Below are 21,468 nucleotides of genomic sequence, written 5' to 3' on the forward strand. Positions count from 1 at the left end.
GGCGGGCGAGCGAAGATGAGTGCCTCACGCAACTCTCACGCGCAGGTGATCGAATGTCAGAAGTCAGTATGCGGTGTAGAAGGTTTTGTGCGGCAGAATGACGCGAGGAAGAACGTGAGCGAGACAGGGAAAGACTTTTCAATCAGGCAGGCCGATCCGAAAGATGCCGATGCGCTGGCGCAGCTTGGTGCACGCACGTTCGACGAGACGTTCGGCCATCTCTATTCGACTGAAAATCTGGAAAGTTTCCAGCGGGAAAACCATGACCGACAGGTCTATGACCGGCTGCTCGCCAGCGATGATTGTCATGTTCTCGTCGCCGAAGCGCCGGATGGTGCCATGGCGGGCTATGCCGTCGCCGGGCCCTGCGGCCTGCCGGTGGACGACCCCGGTCCCAACGATATCGAAATCAAGAGGCTCTATGTCGACCGCCCCTACCAGAATGCCGGGCTGGGCAAGGCGCTGCTGGAGCCGTTGCTGGAATGGTGCGAGGCGCGTGCGCCGTCAGGTCTTTATCTCAGCGTCTATGCCCACAATCATGGTGCACAGCGCCTTTATCGGCGCTATGGCTTTGACAAGGTGAAGGAATATGAGTTCCTCGTCGGGGAACATCGCGATCCTGAATTCATTTTCAGGAAGAAAATGGAGGGATGATCATGCGCAGGACAGGAATGGTGTGGGGGATATTGATGGCTGGCATGATTGTCTTGCCGGGTTGCGCCGAGCCTCAGGAAGAGGCGGAAGCCGTCGAGCCGACTATCGAAGCGTCAGAGGGTACTGAAGCACAGAAATCCGAGATGACCGGCGCGATCGAGCCGCTGCCAATCTTCGGTGACTGGGTCAGCAATCATTACCGGGAAAGGACTGCCATGTTCGCGCAGCGCGAGGTAGAGCCGGGCGGCATCGCCATGGTCGGCGATTCGATCACCGAGGGCGGCGACTGGTCCACGCTGATGCCGGGCGAGAATGCCGTCAATTTCGGTATCAGCGGTGACACCAGCGGCGGCGTGCTGAAGCGGCTGGGACAGATCGAGCAAGCACAGCCGTCCACGGTGCTGTTGATGATCGGTACCAATGATCTCGGCAATCATGACATCCCGGTGCAGCAGGTCGGCGATAATGTCGAAGCGATCCTGGAAGAGTTGATGACCTTCATGGATACCGACGACATCTATGTGCAGGCGGTTCTGCCACGCGACCCGAGCTTCACCGACCGTGTGCGGGCGCTGAACGAGCGCCTGATGCACGAGGCCTATATGCGCGGCATGTGGTTCGTCTATCTGGACGAAGCGTTCTGGGATGACAGCTGGACGCAGCTCGACCCCGTTGTGACCGATGACGGATTGCACCTGAACGAGGCGGGCTATGAGCGCTGGGTCGCCTTCCTGCAGCCCTATCTCGACAAGTTCCCTGTCGTGCCAGGCACGGACATCGCCATCCCCGCGCATTACCCGCCGGGTGGCAAGACCCATTATGTTCGCCGGGCCTCGGCGTTCGAGGCGAGGGAAGTCGAGCCGGGCCGCATCGCCTTTGTCGGTGATTCTATTACTGAGGGCGGCGACTGGGCGGCATTGTTCCCCGAGATGGAAACGGTCAATTTCGGCATTGGCTGGGACCAGACCAGCGGACTGCTGAACCGCATGGGCCAGATCGAGCGGGCCGAGCCGTCCCACGTCGTGCTGATGATTGGCACTAACGATATCGGCAATGGCCGCACACCAGCCGAGGCGGCGGAAAATACGCAGGAAGCGATTCGCCAGTTCAAGACCTTCGTGCCGGCAGAAAACATCCTGCTGGAAAGCCTGCCGCCGCGTGGGTCCGACCTGAACGCCGAAGTGCTGGAGCTGAACGCAAGACTGGAGCGCATCGCCGCGGAGGAGGGCGTCGACTGGCTGAATATTTACGATCCTTTCGTCGTCGATGATCAGCTCGATCCGTCCGTAACCGAGGACAGCCTGCATTTCACTGCCGCTGGCTATGACCGCTGGCAGGGCCTGCTGGAGCCGTGGCTGAGCGGCCAGTAAATGGGCTGGTTACAGCTAAAAAACCCTGCTGCGACAATCGCGGCAGGGGGCAAAAAAATTGATCCAGATCAAATATTATAGCCGAATACGGAGGATTGTCCGCATGCGATAAATCTCGAAAAGGAGAGTTTTATGTTTCGTATGCTGACAATGCCCGTTGCGGTCGTTTCTTTTGCTGCGCTTGCATCTCTTTCGACCGCTCATGCAGGTGAAGGCGACTGGCTTGTGCGCGCCCGCGTCATCGGGGTTATGCCGTCCGACGATGCCGGCTCGGTTGAGCCCGCTTTCCCGGGCGGGACTGTCTCGGTCGATGATGCCTGGGTGCCGGAGCTGGACTTCACGTATTTTGTAACTGACCGGCTGGGGCTGGAACTTATCCTGGCGACGAGCCCGCATGACATTTCGGGAGAGGGCGATCTTGCTGCGCTGGGCACGGTTGCCGACACCATGGCCCTGCCGCCGACGCTGACACTGCAATATCACTTCAACCCGGCCGGCAAGCTGCGCCCTTATGCAGGCGTAGGGCTGAATTACACAATGTTCTATAATGAGGATGCGTCGTCATCTCTTGAGAACGCGATCGGTGATACCAGCATCTCGCTCGATGACAGTTTCGGCCTTGCCTTACAGGCTGGTGTCGATGTCGATCTGAACGAAACCTGGTTTCTCAATGCCGATGTCAAATACATCGACATCAATACGACTGCCAAGCTGAACACCGGTGGTTCGATCAACACGGTCGATGTCGACCTCGATCCTGTCGTCGCCGGTATCGGTATCGGTCGTCGTTTCTAGAAATCTCCGGAACGGCAACCCTCCTCGTTACCTCACACAGCCGTTCCAGTAGCCGCCTTTCCAGAGGAGAGGCGGCTTTTTTCTCTGGCGAAATTGAAATTTGACCAAGATCAAAACCATAACGTGTAAACCTGCCATAAGGCTTGAGTTGCCTTGGCAATAGAGGCGGCTCTGATTTCTCTCTCCCCCCTCAACCAGACCGCTTCGGACCGCCGGATGAATCCATTCGGCGGTCCATTTTCTTTCGGCGGTTTGCATTGCGGCAAAAGCGCACCCGAAACCCACTGGAAATGCCGGGCGTTCTTGTCTAAGACGGCCTGAACATTCAGGGAATCACATCGCAGGACGGATGCTGGCATGAGCGATACACGCACCATCAAGGTCAATGGCAAGGAAATCGACGTCGATCCGGCGCTGACGCTGCTGCAGGCATGCGAGGTCGCTGGCGAGGAAATCCCGCGCTTCTGCTATCACGAGCGCCTGTCGGTTGCTGGTAACTGCCGCATGTGCCTGATCGAGGTTGCTGGCGGGCCGCCAAAGCCGGTCGCGTCCTGCGCCCAGAACGTAAAAGACCTGCGCCCGGGCCCGGACGGTGCCCCGCCTGAGCTGTTCACCAACACGCCGATGGTCAAGAAGGCGCGGGAAGGGGTGATGGAGTTCCTGCTCATCAACCATCCGCTCGATTGCCCGATCTGCGACCAGGGCGGCGAATGCGACCTGCAGGACCAGGCCGTTGCCTATGGCCGCGACGATTCCCGCTTTGCCGAGAACAAGCGCGCCGTCGAAGAGAAATATATGGGCCCGCTGATCAAGACGATCATGACCCGCTGCATTCAGTGCACGCGCTGCGTGCGCTTCGCGACGGAGATTGCGGGCGTCGATGATCTTGGCCTCGTAAACCGCGGGGAAAACGCGGAAATCACCACCTATCTTGAGAAGGCTGTTGAGAGCGAGCTGACAGGCAACCTCATCGATGTTTGCCCGGTCGGTGCGCTGACCTCCAAGCCTTATGCGTTCACGGCTCGTCCGTGGGAGCTGCGCAAGACCGAAACCATCGACGTGATGGACGCCGTTGGCTCTAATATCCGCGTCGATTCGCGCGGCCGCGAAGTCATGCGTATCCTGCCGCGCCTGCATGCCGATGTGAACGAGGAATGGATTGCCGACAAGTCCCGCTTCATCTGGGACGGGCTGAAGAACCAGCGCCTCGATCGCCCTTACGTGCGCGTCGATGGCAAGCTGAAGCCGGCGAGCTGGGAAGAGGCCTTCAAGGCCGCAGCCGACAAGATCAACGCGACCGACCCGTCGAAAGTCGCAGCGCTGGCCGGTGACCTCGTTTCGGTTGAAGCAATCAAAGGCCTGAAAGACCTGATGGGCCTGATCGGCACGCCGCATACCGATTGCCGGCAGGATGGCGCCCATATCGGGGTGAACGCCGATGGCTCCCGCGCCGAGCGCTCGTCCTATCTTTTCAACTCGACAATTGCCGGTCTGGAAGAGGCCGATGCGATCCTGATCGTTGGTGCCAATCCGCGCTGGGAAGCGCCGTTGGTCAATGCCCGCATCCGCAAGAAATGGTTGAACGACCTGTCAGTAGACGTCGCCGTCATCGGCGAGGCGCTGGACCTGACCTATGACTATACGCATCTTGGTGCCGGGCCTGACAGCCTCGACAATCTGGGCGACTTTGCCGACACGCTGAAAAATGCAGAACGTCCGGCGATCATCGTCGGTATGGGTGTGCTGACTCGTGCCGATGCCCCGGCGCTGCTGGCGAAACTTGCCAAGCTGGCCGGTGACACGGGTGTCGTGACCGATGGCTGGAACGGCTATAATGTTCTGCACACGGCAGCTTCCCGCGTCGGCGCACTCGATCTCGGCTTTCTGCCGGGCGAGGGCGGCAAGTCGACGGCGGAGATCCTTGCCGGGGCCGAAAGCGGTGAAATCGAAGTTGTCTACAATCTCGGTGCCGACGAACTGGACGCGGCGAAGCTGAAAAACGCTTTCGTCATCTATCAGGGCCATCACGGCGATGCCGGTGCCCATGCGGCCGACGTCATCTTCCCGGCGGCGGCCTATACCGAGCAGAACGGCATGTATGTGAACCTGGAAGGCCGGGTGCAGATGGCCAACCGCGCCTACTTCCCGTTCGGCGATGCCCGCGAAGACTGGGCGATCCTGCGCGCGTTCTCCGAGCGCCTTGGCAAGGTCCTTCCGTATGACGACCTGTTCGCGCTGCGCCAGGCGGTCATCGCCGATGCGCCGGTGCTGGCGGGTATCGATGCGGCGGTGGAGCCAACCTCAGTCGACCTGTCCAAGCTGGGCAGTGATGGTTCTGTCGACAGCGCGCCGTTCCTGTCGCCAGTGGCCGATTACTTCCAGACCAACCCGATTGCCCGTGCGTCCAAAACCATGGCGGAGTGCTCGGCGACCGTCGTGAAGAAGCCTCTGCTCGCCGCCGAATAGGCAACAACCATCATCTCGGCAGGCGCGACCAGCCTGCCGGAAAGGCAGCCCGTGCCCGAACGCATCTTGAAAGCAGGACCCGCAGCATGGATCGCGCAACTGATCCTTTGTGTCCTGCTGATCGTTCTCGCCATCTTCTGCCTCGCGGCAGGGGCGGGGTTCTGGCTGACTTTTGTATTTTTCTTTGCGGCCATCGTCGGTCTGTGGATCGCGTTCAAGGTCGCGACCGGCAGTGCGTATCTGATTCTCGATGAGGCAGGGTTCACCAAGAAGACCGTGTTCACCACACACCGCTTCGAGTGGGGCGGGGTTAGCGGCTTTGCCGTCGTCGAAACCTGGCCGAAGCTTGCCGGGTTCGCCAAAAAGGTCGTTGCCTTTCGCCGCCTTGGTGAAGAGGAACCTGACATGTTCTCAGCTGTCACCGACCTGTTCAATCCGGGCAAGGGATTCGGCCATAACTATGATATGGAGCCCGACCATCTTGCCGATTTGCTCAATGATTATCGCGCGGCAGCGCTGAAACCTCCCATGCAGGACGAAGAGGGGCAAAAAACCTCAGAAAATTCGCCGCAGGGGGATTACTAATGCTTCACGAATTGAAACGGGCAGGCTAGAAGGCGCTCCATGGAAAACGGCTTTTTTGATTTCTTTGTGAACCGGGACTGGTCCGTGTGGTGGGTTGGCGCCCTGACGACCTTCCTGCAGATCACGGCATTGGTCGTTGTGCTGCTCGTCGGTATCGCGTTCCTCTTGCTGTTTGACCGCAAGGTCTGGGCGGCCGTGCAGATGCGCAAGGGACCGAACATGGTAGGCGCGTTTGGCCTGCTGCAGTCCTTTGCCGACCTGTTGAAGTTTGTTCTCAAGGAAATCGTCATCCCCGCGGGGGCGGACAAGATCGTCTTCATACTTGCGCCGTTCATCACTGTCGTGCTTGCGCTGATCGGCTGGGCCGTCGTGCCGGTCGGGCCAGGTCTTGTCGTTTCCGACATCAATGTCGGCATCCTCTATCTCTTCGCGGTCTCCTCGCTAGGTGTCTATGGCATCATCATGGGTGGCTGGGCGTCGAACTCGAAATATCCGTTTCTTGGCTCTCTGCGCTCCGCCGCGCAGATGGTGTCCTACGAGGTCTCTCTCGGCTTTATAATCATCTCCGTCCTGCTGCTGGTCGGGTCGATGAACCTGTCGGATATCGTCAATTCGCAGGACCGTGGTCTCGGCATTCTCAACTGGCACTTCATTCCGCTTTTCCCGCTGTTCGTTATGTTCTTCATCTCGGCGCTGGCAGAGACAAACCGACCGCCATTCGACCTGCCGGAAGCAGAATCGGAGCTCGTCGCCGGCTATCAGGTCGAGTATTCCTCGACGCCGTACCTCCTGTTCATGCTGGGGGAGTATGTGAACATCGTGCTGATGTGCGCGATGACGGTCATCCTGTTTCTGGGCGGCTGGCATTCGCCCATCGACGTGCCGATCCTCAACGCACCGGCGCTCGGCCTGCTGTGGTTCGTCGTCAAGGTCGTGTTCATGTTCTTCATGTTCGCCATGGTGAAGGCGATCGTGCCGCGCTATCGCTATGACCAGCTCATGCGGATCGGCTGGAAACTGTTCCTGCCGACATCCATCGCTTACCTCATCGCCGTCGCCGGCCTGCTGATCGCGTTCCCGGGCCTTGCCGACTGGTTCCAATCCTGGAGGGCTGCATAATGTCCCGTATCGCCCAGGCCATTCGCGGCGCCATGCTGCTCGACTTCGTTGGCGCCTTCTGGCTTGCCCTGAAATATTACATGCGCCCGAAATTCACGGTGAACTATCCGTTCGAGAAGGGTCCGCTGTCCCCGCGCTTCCGCGGTGAGCATGCCTTGCGCCGCTATCCGAACGGCGAGGAACGCTGCATCGCGTGCAAGCTGTGCGAGGCCGTCTGCCCGGCACAGGCGATCACCATCGAGGCCGAGCCGCGCGAAGATGGCTCACGCCGTACGACCAAATACGACATCGACATGACCAAGTGCATCTATTGCGGTTTCTGCCAGGAGGCATGCCCGGTCGATGCCATTGTCGAGGGACCGAATTTCGAATTCGCGACCGAGACACGCGAGGAGCTTTTCTACGACAAGGCGCGCCTGCTTGAGAATGGCGACCGGTGGGAACGGGAAATCGCGAAAAATCTGGAACTGGATGCGCCTTACCGTTAAAAGGGCGCGAATCTGGCCACTAACCCGGCCGCTGTAATTTCCGGCCCGCACACTCGCTGCGGGCCTTGTGTCAAACATCCGGCCGTCACTGCTGATGGCGCCAAACAAAAGACCACAACGCTAGACGACTGGGGCGTTTTTAGATCATGACATTTGCCGGTATTGCATTCTGGGCTTTCGCGATTTCGACCGTCACCTTCGGGCTGCTGGTCATCCTCGCGCGTAACCCTGTCCACTCGGTCCTGTGCCTGATCACGACCTTCATCTCGGTCGCGGGGCTGTTCGTGCTGATGGGGGCGGAGTATCTCGCCTTCCTGTTGATTATCGTCTATGTCGGCGCCGTTGCGGTGCTGTTCCTGTTCGTCGTGATGATGCTGGACGTCGACTTCGCCGAGCTGAAATCGGGCTTTGCCGAATATCTGCCCTATGGCGTCATCGTTGGCGTGGTGCTGCTGGTCAATATCGGCCTCGTCGTTGCTGCCTGGCAGTTGCCAACGGATCCGCAGCTTGCCCAGCCCTATCTGACAGGCGCGGAGATGACCGCCAATCTCGAAGGGCCGAACAATGCCGAGGCGCTCGGCATGGTGCTCTACACAGACTACATTCACTACTTCCAGATCGCCGGCATGGTGCTGCTTGTTGCCATGATCGGCGCGATCATCCTGACCTTCCGTGAACGCAAGGGGATCAAGAAGCAGAACCCCGGCGATCAGGCTGCCCGGAAACGCGAGGATGCCGTGGAAGTTGTCAGCGTACAGACCGGGAAGGGGATCTGATCATGATCGGACTTGGCCATTATCTGACGGTTGCCGCCATCCTGTTTGCCATTGGCGCGTGCGGCATTTTCATCAACCGCAAGAACGTCATCATCATCCTGATGTCGATCGAGCTGATGCTGCTGGCCGTCAACATCAACCTCGTCGCCTTTTCCCAGTTCCTGGGTGATCTCGTCGGCCAGGTATTCGCCTTCATGGTGCTGACCGTTGCCGCTGCCGAAGCGGCGATCGGCCTTGCCATCCTCGTCACCTTCTTCCGCAATCGTGGGGACATTGCGGTCGATGACGCCAACCTGATGAAGAACTAGGGGACCCGATGGAACCGTTTGTCGTCTTGCTGCCCCTGTTCGGTGCGCTCCTGGCTATGCCCATTGGCCGGATGGTCAGTGCCCGTGCGGCGGAACTGACCACCATCGCCTTCGTGCTGATGGCCTGCCTCATTGCGTGGGTCCTGTTTTTCGATGTCGCTGTCGGCCATAATGCGCGCACCATCCAGCTTTTCACCTGGATAGGCTCCGGCAATTTCATCGCCGACTGGGCGGTGAAGCTCGATACGATGTCAGTGATCATGCTGGTCGTGATCACGTCCGTTTCCAGCCTCGTGCACATCTACTCCGTCGGCTACATGCATGACGACGCGTCGCGGCCGCGCTTCTTTGCCTATCTGTCGCTGTTTACCTTCGCCATGCTGACGCTGGTGACTGCCGACAACTTCATCCAGCTATTCTTCGGCTGGGAAGGGGTTGGTCTTGCGTCCTACCTGCTGATCGGTTTCTACCATCACAAGAAGTCTGCCAATGACGCGGCGATCAAGGCGTTTGTCGTTAACCGCGTGGGGGACTTCGGCTTCGCGCTTGGCATCATGGCGATCTTTTTCATCTTCGGCTCGGTCGGTTTTGAAGAGGTTTTCCAGGCCGTGCGCACCGATGCAGTCGTCACGCCGTTCAACGCTGCCGATGGCGCGCCCATCAGCGAGCTGACGGTCGGCTTCCTTGGGCTTGAGCTGCATGCTCTGACGCTGATTGGTATCCTGTTGTTCATCGGCGCCATGGGCAAGTCTGCCCAGTTCTTCCTGCACACCTGGCTGCCGGACGCGATGGAAGGTCCAACGCCGGTCTCCGCGCTGATCCACGCCGCGACCATGGTCACCGCCGGTGTGTTCCTCGTCTGCCGTTGTTCGATCATCTATGAGAACGCGCCGGATGCCGCGACGCTCGTGACGTTCATCGGCGCGACGACGGCGTTCTTCGCCGCGACAGTCGGACTCTTGCAGGACGACATCAAGAAGGTCATCGCCTATTCGACCTGTTCGCAGCTCGGCTACATGTTCTTCGCTGCCGGTGTCGGTTCGTATGGCGCGGCCATGTTCCATCTGTTCACGCATGCGTTTTTCAAGGCGCTCCTGTTCCTCGGTGCGGGCTCGGTCATCCATGCCGTGCATCACGAGCAGGACATGAAGAAAATGGGCGGGGTACGTCACATCCTGCCGTTTACCTATGCGATGATGATTATCGGCACGATTGCCATTACCGGCGTTGGCTTCCCGTTCCTCTACGACATCTTCCATTTCCCGGTCGGGACGGCTGGCTTTGCTTCCAAGGATGCTATTATCGAGGCAGCCTATGCCGCTGGTACAGAGGGCCGGACAGGGGCTTACTATGCCTTTGCCATGGGCCTGATCGCGGCCGTCTTCACGTCCTTTTATTCCTGGCGCCTGATCTTCCTGACCTTCCACGGCAAGTCGCGCGCGCCTGATCATGTCATGAAGCATCCGCACTTCCCGCCGAACTGGATGCTGTTGCCGCTGGCCGTCCTTGCGTTCGGTGCTCTGTTTGCCGGCATGCTTGGCTACAAATCCTTCGTAGGTGACAAGGCTGCATCCTTCTGGGGCAACTCGATCTACATCGCTGGTGATGCCCATGCTGGTGGCGAGAGCCACGCCGTCGAGGCCTATGCCGCTGAAGCAACACCGCCAGTCGAGGGTGATCATGCCGAGACACCGGCTATTGCCTCTGCGGAAGATCCCGCCGGCGCTGCCCATGACGAAGCAGAAGAGCATACCGAAGGTTACGGCGAAGAGGGTGAAGGTCATCACTTCCCGCTCTGGGTCCTCTATGCACCATTGCTCGCCATGCTCATTGGCTTCGGTACGGCATTCGCCCATTACATGCGCGGCAGCGATCCGCTGCGCCCGGGCCTGCTGCGCGAAGGTGGCATTCTCTACAGCTTCCTGAAGAACAAGTGGTATGTCGACGAAGTCTACCGCTTCCTCTTCCTCAATCCGTCGCGCCGTCTCGGCCGCATCCTGTGGAAGATCGGGGACGGGCGGATTATCGACGGGTTAGGGCCTGACGGCCTGTCCGGGCTTGCCGGCTTCGGCTCGCGCCTGATCGTTCGCCTGCAATCCGGCTACATCTATCACTATGCCTTTGCGATGCTTGTCGGCATCGGCGTCATCCTTCTGATCGTGCGGCTGGGAGGGGCACAATGACCGAGAGTTTCATCGACCAGCCCTGGCTGTCCTTTACAACATTCCTGCCGATCCTCGGTGCACTGTTCATCGTGCTGCGCCGCCTGCTGTCACGCGGTGACGAGACGGCACTTGTCGATAATGCTGCCCGCTGGGTTGCCTTGCTGACGACAGTCGTCACCTTCGTCGTGTCGCTGATCGTCTATGTTTTCTATGACACTAGTGTGGAAGGCTTCCAGCTGGTCGAGGAGATCGCATGGCTTGGCTCCGGCATCAGCTATAAGATGGGCGTTGACGGCGCATCGATCCTGTTCGTCCTGTTGACCACTTTCATCATGCCGATCTGCATTCTGGCATCCTGGCAGTCCGTCACCAAGCGCGTCGCCGACTACATGATCGCCTTCCTGGTACTGGAAACGTTGATGATCGGCGTATTCTGCGCGCTCGATCTCGTGCTGTTCTATGTCTTCTTCGAAGCATCGCTGATCCCGATGTTCCTGATCATCGGGATCTGGGGTTCGGAGGGGGAGCGCACTTTCATGGGCGCCATCGTGAAGAACCGCATCTATGCGACGTTCAAGTTCTTCCTCTACACGCTGCTCGGCTCGCTCCTGATGCTGATCGCGCTCGTGTGGATGTACATGGAAGCCGGCACGACCGATGTCGTCGCGCTGCAGACCTATGACTTCCCGATCGGGGCGCAGAACTGGCTGTGGATCGCGTTCTTTGCGTCCTTTGCCGTCAAGATGCCGATGTGGCCGGTACACACCTGGCTGCCGGACGCGCACGTTCAGGCACCGACGGCTGGCTCTGTCGTGCTCGCTGCGATCCTGCTGAAAATGGGCGGTTACGGCTTCGTGCGGTTCTCGCTGCCGATGTTCCCGGTCGCGAGCGACTTCTTCGCGCCGTTCGTGTTCACCCTGTCGGTCATCGCCATCGTTTACACTTCGCTCGTCGCCTTTGCGCAGGAGGACATGAAGAAGCTCATCGCCTATTCATCTGTTGCGCATATGGGCTTCGTCACCATGGGCCTGTTCACAGGTACAGAGCAGGGCATCGAGGGCGCGTTGTTCCAGATGCTGTCACACGGCTTCATCTCGGGCGCGCTCTTCCTGTGCGTCGGTGTGGTCTATGACCGTCTGCATACGCGCCAGATCGCGGCCTATGGCGGCCTCGTGAAGCACATGAAGTGGTACGCCTTCTTCTTCCTCTTCTTCACCATGGGCAATGTCGGCCTGCCGGGTGTTTCCGGTTTCGTGGGGGAGATGCTGACCCTGGTCGGCGCCTACAAGGTTTCCACCTGGACGGCGGCGGTCGCGGCGCTCGGCCTGATCTTCTCTGCCGCCTATGGCCTGAGGCTTTATCGGGAAGTCGTGTTTGGCACTGTCCACAACGAACAGGTGCTGACCATGCCGGATCTGGGGCGGCGCGAATGGGGCATGCTGGCCGTGCTTGCCTTCATGGCCCTGTGGCTGGGTGTGAACCCGACCCCGACACTCGATGTATTCAGCCCGGCCGTTGATTCCGTGCTCGGACGATATGATGCCGCTCTCGCGGCGGCAGGACGCTAGGAAAAACCAATGCAACTTGGCGACAATATTTCTTTTGCATTCCCGGAAATCTGGCTGGCCATCTCCGCGATGGCACTGCTGATGATTGGTGTCTTCATCGACAGCAAATATCACCGGTTCATCAGTTTCGGTGCGATCTTCTCGATCTTCGTCGCGCTGTTCCTCGTCAATTTCGGCACGGCTAGCGAGAATGCCTCGCTGTTCAACGGCGCATTCGTGACCGACGGTTTCGGGCAGTTCTCAAAGTCCGTCATTTATGTCGCCGCGATTTTTGCCATCATCCTTTCCGACCGGTTCATGGAACGTGAACGGCTAGCACGGTTTGAATATCCGGTGCTGATCCTGCTGTCCGTCCTGGGCATGTCGCTGATGGTTGCCTCGACCGACCTGATCTCGGTCTATATGGGGATCGAGCTGCAATCGCTGGCGCTTTACATCCTTGCGACCTTCAACCGCGACTCGCGCCGCTCGACCGAGGCAGGCCTGAAATATTTCGTCCTCGGCGCACTGTCTTCCGGCCTGATGCTGTACGGTATGTCGCTGATCTATGGCTTCACCGGCGCAACGACATTCGAGGCAATTGCTGCCGGCGCTGACGAAGCCAACCGCATCGGCCTGATCTTCGGCATGGTGTTCCTCATCTCCGGTCTGTCTTTCAAGGTTTCCGCCGCGCCGTTCCACATGTGGACGCCGGACGTCTATGAAGGCTCGCCAACACCGGTCACGGCCTTCTTTGCCGCTGCACCGAAATTTGCCGCCATGGCGATCTTCGCCCGTGTCCTCGTCGAGGCTTTCCCGGCAGCAACAGATGCACTGTCCGACTGGCAACAGGTGATCGTGCTCGTCTCGATCCTGTCCATGGTCGTCGGCGCGTTTTCCGCCATCGCACAGAAGAACATCAAGCGCCTGATGGCATATTCGTCCATCGGTCACATGGGCTATGCGCTGATGGGCCTTGCCGCGGGCACCAGCCAGGGCATTTCCTCCGTGCTCGTCTACATGACCATCTACCTGATCATGACCATCGGCACGTTTGCATGCATCCTGATGATGCGACGCCCGGAAGGCATGGCGGAGAATATCTCCGACCTGTCTGGCCTTTCCCAGACACGTCCCGGCCTTGCCATCATGTTCTCTGCGCTGATGTTCTCTCTCGCCGGTATCCCGATTTTCCTCGGCTTCTTCGCCAAGCTTTATGTTTTCATGGCAGCGGTGAATGCTGGCCTGTTCGTGCTCGTCGTCGTTGGCGCATTGAGCAGTGTCATCGCGACTTATTACTATCTGCGTGTCGTGAAGATCATCTGGATGGACGAGCCGGCACCGGAATTCGAACGCGATGCAGGCCCTGGCGTGAAAGGCGTGGCAATCCTGTCGACGGTCCTGATCGTCGCCGGCATCGTCGTCATCATGCCGTTCCTGAACATCGCTGCGGAAGCAGCCGCAGCAACCCTGTTCTAGGGCGCCGGTGAAGGCGCTCTCTTCAGGCCTGCCACTTCAGGTCCATGACAGTCTCGATTCAACCAGTCTGGAAGCGTTGCGTTATCTTGATGGCGGCGGGCGCGATCCGGTCTGGATCTTCGCGCGGCTTCAGACAGCAGGCTATGGCCGCCGTGGCCGGTCATGGCAGCAGCAGACCGGCAATCTCGCCGCGACTTTGGTGATGCCGCTCAGCGGTAACCTTGCTTCGCAACCGGCCGCCGCCGGGTTCGCACTGTCGCTGGCACTCGCGGCAGCATTGGAGCAATCGGGCGTCAAGCCGCGTGACATCCAGCTGAAATGGCCGAATGACGTGCTGATCGATGGTGGCAAGGTATCCGGCATCCTGCTGGAGCGGCATATGGTTGGTGGCGAAACTTTCCTTGCCGTAGGTGTCGGGGTCAACCTCGCCTACAAGCCGGATTTGCCCGACTATCCGACTGCCTCGGTCAATGAAGCGACCGGCTCAGCTCCCGACCCGGAAGCGTTTCTGGACAGTCTGGATGAGGCCTTCCAGCACTGGCTGGCCTTGCTGGAGAGGCAGGGCTTTGCCCCCTTGCGAGATGCCTGGCTGGAACGGGCGGGCGGAGTTGGTCGCCAGATCACTGTGCGTCTTCCCAACGAGACCCTGCATGGTGTTTTCGAGGGGCTTGACGAAACCGGCGCTCTCATCCTGCGTCAAGGGGAAGTGATCAGCCGTATCAACACTGGCGACGTGTTTTTCTGAGTGGCCTGTGCTAGCAACGCGCGATAATGATCAGGCCACGCGCCGGGAGGAAGCCATGCTGCTCGCCATCGATGTCGGCAACACCAACACCGTTTTCGCGCTCTATGAAGGCGAAAAGCCCGTCGCCCAGTGGCGCGCCTCCACGGCCACCACCCGCACGGCAGATGAATACGCGGTCTGGCTCTATCAGCTGATGGCGATGAGCGGGTACAAGATGGAAGAGGTGAAGGACTGCATCATCTCCACCGTGGTACCGCAATCGCTGTTTCACCTGCGCAATCTGTCGCGGCGCCATTTTTCGGTTGAACCTTATATTGTCGACTCGACGAACATACCGGGCGTCGATGTGCGGATCACCAAGCCTTCCGATGCGGGGGCTGACCGGCTGGTAAATGCTGTTGGCGCCTATGTCAGCTACAAAGGACCGCTCATCGTGGTCGACAGTGGCACGGCGACGACCTTCGACATCATCGCTGCGGATGGCGGGTTCGAAGGTGGCGTAATCGCGCCTGGCATCAATCTGTCGATGCAGGCACTGCACGAGGCGGCGGCGCGCCTGCCGCGCATCGCAATCGAGAATCCGGGCAAGGTCGTCGGGACCGACACGGTCGGAGCAATGCAGTCGGGCATATTCTGGGGGTATATCGGCCTGATCGAAGGGCTGATCGACCGGATCAGGAAAGAGCGCGGCGAGGCAATGACCGTGGTCGCGACGGGCGGGATATCCTCGCTTTTCGAAGGCGCGACCGACAAGATAGACCATTTCGACCCGGACCTGACGATCCGGGGACTGATCGAGATTTACAGGCGCGTGAAAGCGGCCTGAGCTGAATTGAAGGATATTGATGGCTGAACGTAGCGAACTGGTTTTCCTGCCCCTTGGCGGGTCGGGCGAAATCGGCATGAACATGAATCTCTATGCCGTGGGCCCGGCCCACAAGCGGCAATGGATCATGATCGATTGTGGGGTTTCTTTTGCTGATGAGCGGGACCCGGGGATCGAGCTGATCTGTCCTGATCCGGACTATATAATCGACGAGATCACGCAAGGCGGCGGCGAGCTGCTAGGCCTGTTGCTGACGCACGGGCATGAAGACCATATCGGCGCTGTCGCGCTGCTCTGGCCGCGCCTGAAATGCCCGATATACGCGACCCGGTTCACCGCTGGTCTCGTTGCACGCAAATTCGCCGAAAAGGGCATCATCAACCCACCGATGACGATCCTCGACATGGGCGATGCGCTGGAGCTCGGCCCATTCGATATGCGGTTCGTGACGCTGACCCATTCCATCCCCGAGCCTTCGGGCATCATCATCAGGACCGAGTTCGGTACCGTGCTTCATACGGGCGACTGGAAGATCGATACTGACCCGACGCTGGGTCCGGTTACCGACCACGAGACCCTGGCGAAAATCGGCGATGAAGGCGTGCTCGCCATGATCTGCGATTCCACCAACGTCCTGTCGACCGGCGAGTCGGGCTCGGAGATGGGTGTGCGCGAAAACCTGATCGAGCTCATCGGCAAGCAGACGGGCAGGGTGGCTGTCACCACCTTTGCGTCCAACGTCTCACGCCTGGTCTCGATCTGCGAGGCGGCCATGCAAAATGACCGCACCGTCTGTCTGCTCGGCCGGTCGATGCTGCGCATGATCGATGTCGCGCGGGAGACGGATATCCTGCCGCCCGAGCTCTCCTTCGTCGAACCTGACGAGGCCGGCTACCTGCCGCGCAGCAAGGTGCTTTACCTTTGCACAGGCTCGCAGGGGGAGACCCGTGCGGCGCTTGCCCGCATCGCCCGTGACGACCACCGCGACCTGGTGCTGGAGGAAGGCGACACTGTCATCTTCTCCTCCAAGATCATCCCCGGCAATGAGCGCGGAATATTCGACCTTCAGAACCAGCTGGTCGAACTGGGCGTGCGGGTGATCACCGAAAAGGATGAGCATATCCACGTATCCGGTCATCCGTGCCGGGACGAACTGGAGCAGATGTATAAATGGGTGCGCCCGCAAAAGGCGGTGCCTGTACATGGCGAGGCACGCCACCTGGAAGAGCACGCTATCTTCGCTGCCGAACTGGGTGTCGAGGACACTTTGGCACCGCGCAATGGCGAGGTTATCCGCCTGGCACCCGGGCGACTGGCCGTAACTGACGAAGTACCGTCCGGCCGCCTGATGCTCGATGGCAATCTATTGCTGCCTGAAGGCTCTGGCGCCGTGAAGGAACGGCGAAAGCTGTCCTGGGGCGGGCAGGTAGTCATCGCCGCTGCGCTCGACCGGAACGGCCTCGTCGCCCCGCCGGAGGTCTCCATGATGGGCGTGCCGCTCGCCGATGCCGAAGGCGAGGAGATGCAGGCCCTGCTGGAGGACAAGGCGGAAGAGGTGCTCGACGGCCTGCCGAAGTCGCGGCTGAAGGATGACGGGGAGGTCGAGCTATCGCTTCGCCGCGCTATCCGCAACCTGCTCAACGAGCACTGGGGCAAGACCGCCCACATCAATGTACTGATCATCAGGGTTTAGGCCATGAATATTGCGGGCGGCATCGTTGTATATCTGATTATATGGTGGACGGTTCTGTTCACAGTGTTGCCCTGGGGCGTGCGCGGACTGTGGGAAGACCCCGACAAGCCACAGCCACGCGGGGCGGAGCCGGGTGCCCCGCAGGACCCGCAGTTGATGAAGAAGGTCATCCGCACGACATGGATCAGCGCCATTGTCTGGCTGGTTGTCTTTGTCGTGATCCAGAGCGGAATCATTGATTACCGCGATTAACGCTGTTATCCTGTTGAAGTCGGTAGGTTTTTGCCATCGACACCCGTTTTGGAGCCGCCATATCCACTATTCATCCTCACCCATGGGAGATGACGGGCATGAATGAGCCGTCCGCCATCGAGAAAACACGCCCGGATGAACCGGACATGCCACCGGGCGTGCCGGATCAGGAGCCTGATGAATCTCGTGCCGAGGACGAGGGGCATGATCTGAGTGCGGAGTTTATCCGTGAGGTTCGCGAGGCAATCGACGAGGGCGACGAAACCCATGTCCGGTCGCTCTGCGAGGAACTGCACCCCGCTGACGTTGCCGACCTTTTCGAACAGATCAGCGATGACCAGCGCAAGGCACTGGTTGGCATTCTCGGCCAGATGCTCGACCCGGTCACGCTGGTCGAGGTCGACGAGGATGTGCGCGACCTGATCATCGAGGCGATGCCGACCGGCCAGCTTGCCGACGCCGTCTCCGAACTCGATACCGACGACGCCGCTTTCGTTCTGGAAGACATGGACGAGGAGGCACGGCTGGAGGTCCTCGCCGAGGTCCCTGTTGCAGAGCGCCTGGCGCTCCTGTCAGCCCTTGATTACGAGGACGAGACCGCCGGTCGCCTCATGCAGCGCGAAGTTTTTGCGGCGCCGGCCTACTGGACCGTCGGCCAGATCATCGACCGGCTGCGCTCGCCCGAGGAATTGCCGGAGACGTTCTACGAGGTCTTCGTCATCGACCCGGCATTCAAGGTCATCGGCTCGGTGCCACTGGCCCAGTTCCTGCGCAATCCGCGCGAGACGGTCATCGGCGACCTGGTTGGCGAAGAGGAACTGCGCCGCATCCCGGCCGACATGGACCAGGAAGAGGTCGCCTACCTGTTCGAGAAATACAATCTCATCTCCGCCCCTGTCGTCGACAAGGGCGACAGGCTGGTCGGCATGATCACCGTCGATGACGTGGTCGAAATCGTCCATGAGGAAACGCACGAAGACATGCTCGCTCTCGCCGGTGTCGAGGCTGAACAGAGCGGTATTTCCGGCTCCCTGCGGGCAACCGTATCTTCCCGCTTTTCATGGCTGGCGGTGAACCTTTTCACCGCGATCCTTGCCTCTGTCGTCATCTCCTTTTTCGACGCGACGCTGGAACAGGCGGTGGCCGTTGCCATCCTGATGCCGATCGTTGCCTCCATGGGCGGCAATGCCGGTACGCAGACGCTGACCGTTGCCGTCAGGAACCTGGCCACGCGCGAACTGACGGCAGCCAATGCCTTGCGCATCGTCGGGCGAGAAACCTTGGTCGGACTGATCAATGGCTGCGCTTTTGCGGTATTGATGGGGACTATTGCAGGTGTCTGGTATGGCACCATTGGCGGCGGCGGCGGGGCCGATGCCGGTCTGGTGCTGGGGTTGGTTCTTGCTGCTGCGATGATCATCAACATGATCATGGCCGGGCTTTCCGGCATCCTGATCCCGCTTGTCCTTCAGCGCGCCGGTGCTGACCCGGCTGTTTCCTCCGCCGTATTCGTGACCACAGTTACGGATATCGTCGGCTTCTTCGCTTTTCTGGGGCTCGCAGCGATCTTCATCGTCGGATAGCTGGACCGAAGCGCAAAAGCCCCGCCGGTTCGGCGGGGCTTTTTCTTGTGCAAGTCTGTGAGGGCTATGACCCTTACATGATGTAATCGGAACCACCCGGCGGGATCGACGGCTGCGGTCCGAAGCCGGTCCACGGGAAGGTGCCGTAGCAGCCGACATCAGACAGCCAGCCATAGCCCGAACCATCGGTATAAGGGTTCTGCGTGTACTGGCCCGGACGATATTCGCAGCGCTCGGCAACGACGATCGGCTGTTCCGGCACGATCGGGGTGACCGGGGTTTCCGGCAGGTCGACACGCGGGATCAGCGGTTGCTCCGGCGGCAGTTCGGTCACCAGAACCGGCGGGATCTGCTCGACGAGGCACGGATTGGTGTCGGCAAACGGATTGTCGACAGTGCCCGGGCCGGTATAGACGGTGCCGTCTTCACGCAGGCAGGGATTGTCCAGCGGCGTATAACGGTTTTCCGGCAGGGGCTGGTTCTCCGTGTAGAAGTTCGGGCTGTCCGGCTTGTCCAGGCGACGGTTCTCCGTGAAGTAACGGTCCGTGTCCGGCTTGTCGATACGCTTGTTCTCCGTGTAATAGCGCTGGCTATCCGGTTTATCGATCGGCTTGTTCTCGGTGTAGAAGCGCTGGGTGTCAGGCTTGTCGACCGGCTTGCCATTCTCCGTGTAGAACGACTTTGTGTCTTTCTTGTCGACACCGATCTTGCGGTCAGTGGTATTGATGCCCGCCGTGGCAGACTGATTGTTTTCCCTGTCCTGATTGTCTTCCTTGGCCTGGGAAATATTGCTGGCAGTCCGGCTGGTCTCGCTGCCGCGCAGCGCCGTCCGTGTCGAAGCTTCTTCTGCGGTGCCTTCAGCTTGTGTCGAAGTGCGGCTTTCCGTGCGCGATGAGGTGGCATCCGGCTGGTCAGCGGTCTGTGAGGTGGCAGCGTCGCCTTGCTCTGCTGCATCTTCACTCGAGGCGAAACGAGCCGGCGCCTCTTCGGCGTCATCGCTGCTTACGTCGCGGGCATCGTCGGCACTGCCGTTGACATCGGCCGTGTAAGGGTCTTCGCGGCCGTCATCATCGGCATCGCTGAGCAGGTTTTCCGCTGCATCGGCAGTCTGCCGGAATTTTTCCTCGGCCTCGGCAAGCGTCTTGTCTGCCAGTTGTTCGATCTGGGATTGATCCGCTTCATCATCGCCGTCCCGTGTCAGCGCATAGCCGGTGACGACGATAGCACCACCAATCAGCAGGGCCGCCAGAAGATTGAAAAGACCGTTCATACTCTCACCTTGTCAGCTGCCTTTACCCAATGGCGGAACGGAATTGTCCCGGATTGGTGCAACTGTCCTCCACAAATGGAAAACTCATCGGTAACCACACAAATCTGATGCCAGTTGTCCAAAAACGACCGTAAAAGATGGAAAATTCTCGATTTTTGCATTGGAAACAATGAGTTGATATTGTCGACTTCAAGCCCGGGACAGCCAGAGCGGTCCGGTGTGTGCCCGCTACCGGTTCTGCAAGTTCGAGACCGGTAACCAGAATTTCCTCGGACCCGTCTCATAAAAACAACTTGGTAACCAACGTTAACGGGGGTTATAGTTTGCTCATTGTCGTGGATGTGCGAAGGACGGGGTTGGTATGGCCAATAATACCGGGGAGACTGGTCTGAATCTCATCAAGGCCTATGAGGGCCTGCGTATGTCTGCCCAGTATACGCCAAGCCAAGAATGGTCTGTCGGCTATGGTCACCGCTCGACAGCGCGCCACGGCATGAGCGTGACCGAGGGCGACGCGATCCGCCTGTTAAAGGATGACGTAAAGCCGCTCGAGCAGGTCATCAGCAATACCGTGCGCGCGCCGTTGAACCAGAACGAGCATGACGCACTGGTCTCGCTGATTTTCAATATCGGCGAAGAGAATTTCAAACGCTCCACGGTATTGCGCAAGCTGAATGCCGGCGACAAGCTGGGCGCCGCGGAAGCTTTCGAAAAATGGACAAAGGCCAAGGTAAACGGCGAGCTGGTTACGCTTGATGGGCTTGTTCGCCGCCGGGCAGCCGAGAAGTCGCTGTTCCTGATGCCGACTGACGCCTCGCTGGTCGTGCCGACCTCCGATGTGGCGCCCGCAGCTGAATGCGATGGCGCGCTTCTATCCGATGAGGAGCTGAAGGCGACGCCGCTCGTCGACTTTGACGAATTCCGCGACCGCAAGTCCCAGGAATTGTCGGAGGAGGAACAGGCCTCGCGCATGCGCGCATTGTTCGCTGCCTCGCAGAGCCTGTCCGGTGACCCGTCGAAGATGATCATCACCAAGGCGGAAGAGCGTGAGGATATCGGTGTTACCATCGGTGCCGCCCTGGCGGGCATTCTCGCTTTCACGCTGACCATTCTCGGCGCAGCGCTGATGCTGGGCCTGCGCTGGCCTTCCGTTGCCGATGCGTTGGGGTTGAGCCCGGATCGATTGGCGCTGCTGCTCGACAACATGCCGGCATGGCTCGCGGCCATAGGTGCGGCAATGTGCTACTTCATCCTTTATGTGCTTGTAAAACGGGCCGCACGCCACGACCTTAAAAAGCGTCGGGCCAAGGAAGTCGCCCGGGTAAACCTGCAAAGCTGACCAGGAAA

The 21,468-nt window shown here is 59.6% G+C and carries 19 protein-coding genes; 18 read left to right on the forward strand and 1 reads right to left on the reverse strand.

Annotated features, from left to right (window positions below):
* Positions 1-114: 114 nt before the first annotated feature.
* The 17 genes from FF098_RS05060 (at position 115) to mgtE (ending at position 18,851) form a co-directional block, all read left to right on the forward strand.
* A complete protein-coding gene (locus FF098_RS05060; RefSeq protein ID WP_166426338.1) occupies positions 115-654 on the forward strand; it encodes a GNAT family N-acetyltransferase in 540 nt (179 codons plus the stop codon).
* A gap of 35 nt (positions 655-689) precedes the next feature.
* On the forward strand, positions 690-2,024 hold the full coding sequence (locus FF098_RS05065; protein WP_166426339.1) for a GDSL-type esterase/lipase family protein: 1,335 nt from the start codon (positions 690-692) through the stop codon (positions 2,022-2,024).
* A 141-nt stretch (positions 2,025-2,165) separates the two neighbouring features.
* Entirely contained in the window at positions 2,166-2,819 is a 654-nt protein-coding gene (locus FF098_RS05070; RefSeq protein WP_155139413.1) for an OmpW/AlkL family protein, read from the forward strand.
* A gap of 357 nt (positions 2,820-3,176) precedes the next feature.
* The gene (gene nuoG, locus FF098_RS05075; protein WP_155138082.1) at positions 3,177-5,285 is read left to right on the forward strand and encodes an NADH-quinone oxidoreductase subunit NuoG; all 2,109 of its coding nucleotides are present in this window, start codon (positions 3,177-3,179) and stop codon (positions 5,283-5,285) included.
* A 51-nt stretch (positions 5,286-5,336) separates the two neighbouring features.
* A complete protein-coding gene (locus FF098_RS05080) occupies positions 5,337-5,870 on the forward strand; it encodes a hypothetical protein (protein WP_155138084.1) in 534 nt (177 codons plus the stop codon).
* A 39-nt stretch (positions 5,871-5,909) separates the two neighbouring features.
* Positions 5,910-6,989, forward strand: coding sequence for an NADH-quinone oxidoreductase subunit NuoH (gene nuoH, locus FF098_RS05085; RefSeq protein ID WP_155138086.1), 1,080 nt, complete (start codon positions 5,910-5,912; stop codon positions 6,987-6,989).
* Entirely contained in the window at positions 6,989-7,477 is a 489-nt protein-coding gene (gene nuoI, locus FF098_RS05090) for an NADH-quinone oxidoreductase subunit NuoI (protein WP_155138088.1), read from the forward strand. Before nuoH ends, nuoI begins: the two co-directional genes overlap by 1 nt.
* 146 nt (positions 7,478-7,623) lie before the next feature.
* On the forward strand, positions 7,624-8,253 hold the full coding sequence (locus FF098_RS05095; protein WP_155138090.1) for an NADH-quinone oxidoreductase subunit J: 630 nt from the start codon (positions 7,624-7,626) through the stop codon (positions 8,251-8,253).
* A gap of 2 nt (positions 8,254-8,255) precedes the next feature.
* Positions 8,256-8,561 carry an NADH-quinone oxidoreductase subunit NuoK gene (gene nuoK, locus FF098_RS05100; RefSeq protein WP_155138092.1) on the forward strand — a complete coding sequence of 102 codons (306 nt, stop codon included), beginning with the start codon at positions 8,256-8,258 and terminating at the stop codon, positions 8,559-8,561.
* A gap of 8 nt (positions 8,562-8,569) precedes the next feature.
* Positions 8,570-10,744 (forward strand): NADH-quinone oxidoreductase subunit L, encoded by a 2,175-nt coding sequence (gene nuoL / locus FF098_RS05105; RefSeq protein WP_155138094.1) that lies wholly within the window; start codon positions 8,570-8,572, stop codon positions 10,742-10,744.
* Complete coding sequence (locus tag FF098_RS05110) at positions 10,741-12,294, forward strand: NADH-quinone oxidoreductase subunit M (protein ID WP_155138096.1); 1,554 nt, start codon at positions 10,741-10,743, stop codon at positions 12,292-12,294. Before nuoL ends, FF098_RS05110 begins: the two co-directional genes overlap by 4 nt.
* A gap of 9 nt (positions 12,295-12,303) precedes the next feature.
* Entirely contained in the window at positions 12,304-13,752 is a 1,449-nt protein-coding gene (nuoN, locus tag FF098_RS05115) for an NADH-quinone oxidoreductase subunit NuoN (protein ID WP_155138098.1), read from the forward strand.
* A 7-nt stretch (positions 13,753-13,759) separates the two neighbouring features.
* A complete protein-coding gene (locus FF098_RS05120) occupies positions 13,760-14,497 on the forward strand; it encodes a biotin--[acetyl-CoA-carboxylase] ligase (protein ID WP_188544062.1) in 738 nt (245 codons plus the stop codon).
* Positions 14,498-14,552: 55 nt separating this feature from the next.
* Complete coding sequence (locus FF098_RS05125; protein WP_155138102.1) at positions 14,553-15,323, forward strand: type III pantothenate kinase; 771 nt, start codon at positions 14,553-14,555, stop codon at positions 15,321-15,323.
* Positions 15,324-15,342: 19 nt separating this feature from the next.
* Positions 15,343-17,016 carry a ribonuclease J gene (locus FF098_RS05130; protein WP_205967392.1) on the forward strand — a complete coding sequence of 558 codons (1,674 nt, stop codon included), beginning with the start codon at positions 15,343-15,345 and terminating at the stop codon, positions 17,014-17,016.
* A 3-nt stretch (positions 17,017-17,019) separates the two neighbouring features.
* Positions 17,020-17,268, forward strand: a complete 249-nt coding sequence (locus FF098_RS05135) for a DUF1467 family protein (RefSeq protein ID WP_155138104.1) — start codon at positions 17,020-17,022, stop codon at positions 17,266-17,268.
* Positions 17,269-17,414: 146 nt separating this feature from the next.
* Positions 17,415-18,851, forward strand: coding sequence for a magnesium transporter (gene mgtE / locus FF098_RS05140; protein ID WP_155139415.1), 1,437 nt, complete (start codon positions 17,415-17,417; stop codon positions 18,849-18,851).
* A gap of 73 nt (positions 18,852-18,924) precedes the next feature.
* Here the strand turns inward: mgtE and FF098_RS05145 are convergent, their stop codons facing one another.
* On the reverse strand, positions 18,925-20,121 hold the full coding sequence (locus FF098_RS05145) for a hypothetical protein (protein WP_155138106.1): 1,197 nt from the start codon (positions 20,119-20,121) through the stop codon (positions 18,925-18,927).
* A 361-nt stretch (positions 20,122-20,482) separates the two neighbouring features.
* On the opposite strand from FF098_RS05145, the gene FF098_RS05150 reads away from it, so the two are divergent.
* Positions 20,483-21,460: a lysozyme gene (locus FF098_RS05150; RefSeq protein WP_155138108.1), complete on the forward strand. Its 978-nt coding sequence runs from the start codon at positions 20,483-20,485 to the stop codon at positions 21,458-21,460.
* Positions 21,461-21,468: the final 8 nt, after the last annotated feature.

The sequence above is a fragment of the Aquisalinus luteolus genome (assembly GCF_009712425.2).
Classification (GTDB): Bacteria; Pseudomonadota; Alphaproteobacteria; order Caulobacterales; family Parvularculaceae; genus Aquisalinus; species Aquisalinus luteolus.

What these genes read in the sequence shown, in the direction of transcription:
- FF098_RS05065 (WP_166426339.1), top strand. Translation starts at nt 690, where the DNA reads ATGGCTGGCATGATTGTCTTGCCGGGTTGCGCCGAGCCTCAGGAAGAG.
- FF098_RS05070 (WP_155139413.1), top strand. Translation starts at nt 2,166, where the DNA reads ATGCTGACAATGCCCGTTGCGGTCGTTTCTTTTGCTGCGCTTGCATCT.
- nuoG (WP_155138082.1), top strand. Translation starts at nt 3,177, where the DNA reads ATGAGCGATACACGCACCATCAAGGTCAATGGCAAGGAAATCGACGTC.
- nuoH (WP_155138086.1), top strand. Translation starts at nt 5,910, where the DNA reads ATGGAAAACGGCTTTTTTGATTTCTTTGTGAACCGGGACTGGTCCGTG.
- nuoI (WP_155138088.1), top strand. Translation starts at nt 6,989, where the DNA reads ATGTCCCGTATCGCCCAGGCCATTCGCGGCGCCATGCTGCTCGACTTC.
- FF098_RS05095 (WP_155138090.1), top strand. Translation starts at nt 7,624, where the DNA reads ATGACATTTGCCGGTATTGCATTCTGGGCTTTCGCGATTTCGACCGTC.
- nuoK (WP_155138092.1), top strand. Translation starts at nt 8,256, where the DNA reads ATGATCGGACTTGGCCATTATCTGACGGTTGCCGCCATCCTGTTTGCC.
- nuoL (WP_155138094.1), top strand. Translation starts at nt 8,570, where the DNA reads ATGGAACCGTTTGTCGTCTTGCTGCCCCTGTTCGGTGCGCTCCTGGCT.
- FF098_RS05110 (WP_155138096.1), top strand. Translation starts at nt 10,741, where the DNA reads ATGACCGAGAGTTTCATCGACCAGCCCTGGCTGTCCTTTACAACATTC.
- nuoN (WP_155138098.1), top strand. Translation starts at nt 12,304, where the DNA reads ATGCAACTTGGCGACAATATTTCTTTTGCATTCCCGGAAATCTGGCTG.
- FF098_RS05125 (WP_155138102.1), top strand. Translation starts at nt 14,553, where the DNA reads ATGCTGCTCGCCATCGATGTCGGCAACACCAACACCGTTTTCGCGCTC.
- FF098_RS05130 (WP_205967392.1), top strand. Translation starts at nt 15,343, where the DNA reads ATGGCTGAACGTAGCGAACTGGTTTTCCTGCCCCTTGGCGGGTCGGGC.
- FF098_RS05135 (WP_155138104.1), top strand. Translation starts at nt 17,020, where the DNA reads ATGAATATTGCGGGCGGCATCGTTGTATATCTGATTATATGGTGGACG.
- mgtE (WP_155139415.1), top strand. Translation starts at nt 17,415, where the DNA reads ATGCCACCGGGCGTGCCGGATCAGGAGCCTGATGAATCTCGTGCCGAG.
- FF098_RS05145 (WP_155138106.1), bottom strand. Translation starts at nt 20,121, where the DNA reads ATGAACGGTCTTTTCAATCTTCTGGCGGCCCTGCTGATTGGTGGTGCT.
- FF098_RS05150 (WP_155138108.1), top strand. Translation starts at nt 20,483, where the DNA reads ATGGCCAATAATACCGGGGAGACTGGTCTGAATCTCATCAAGGCCTAT.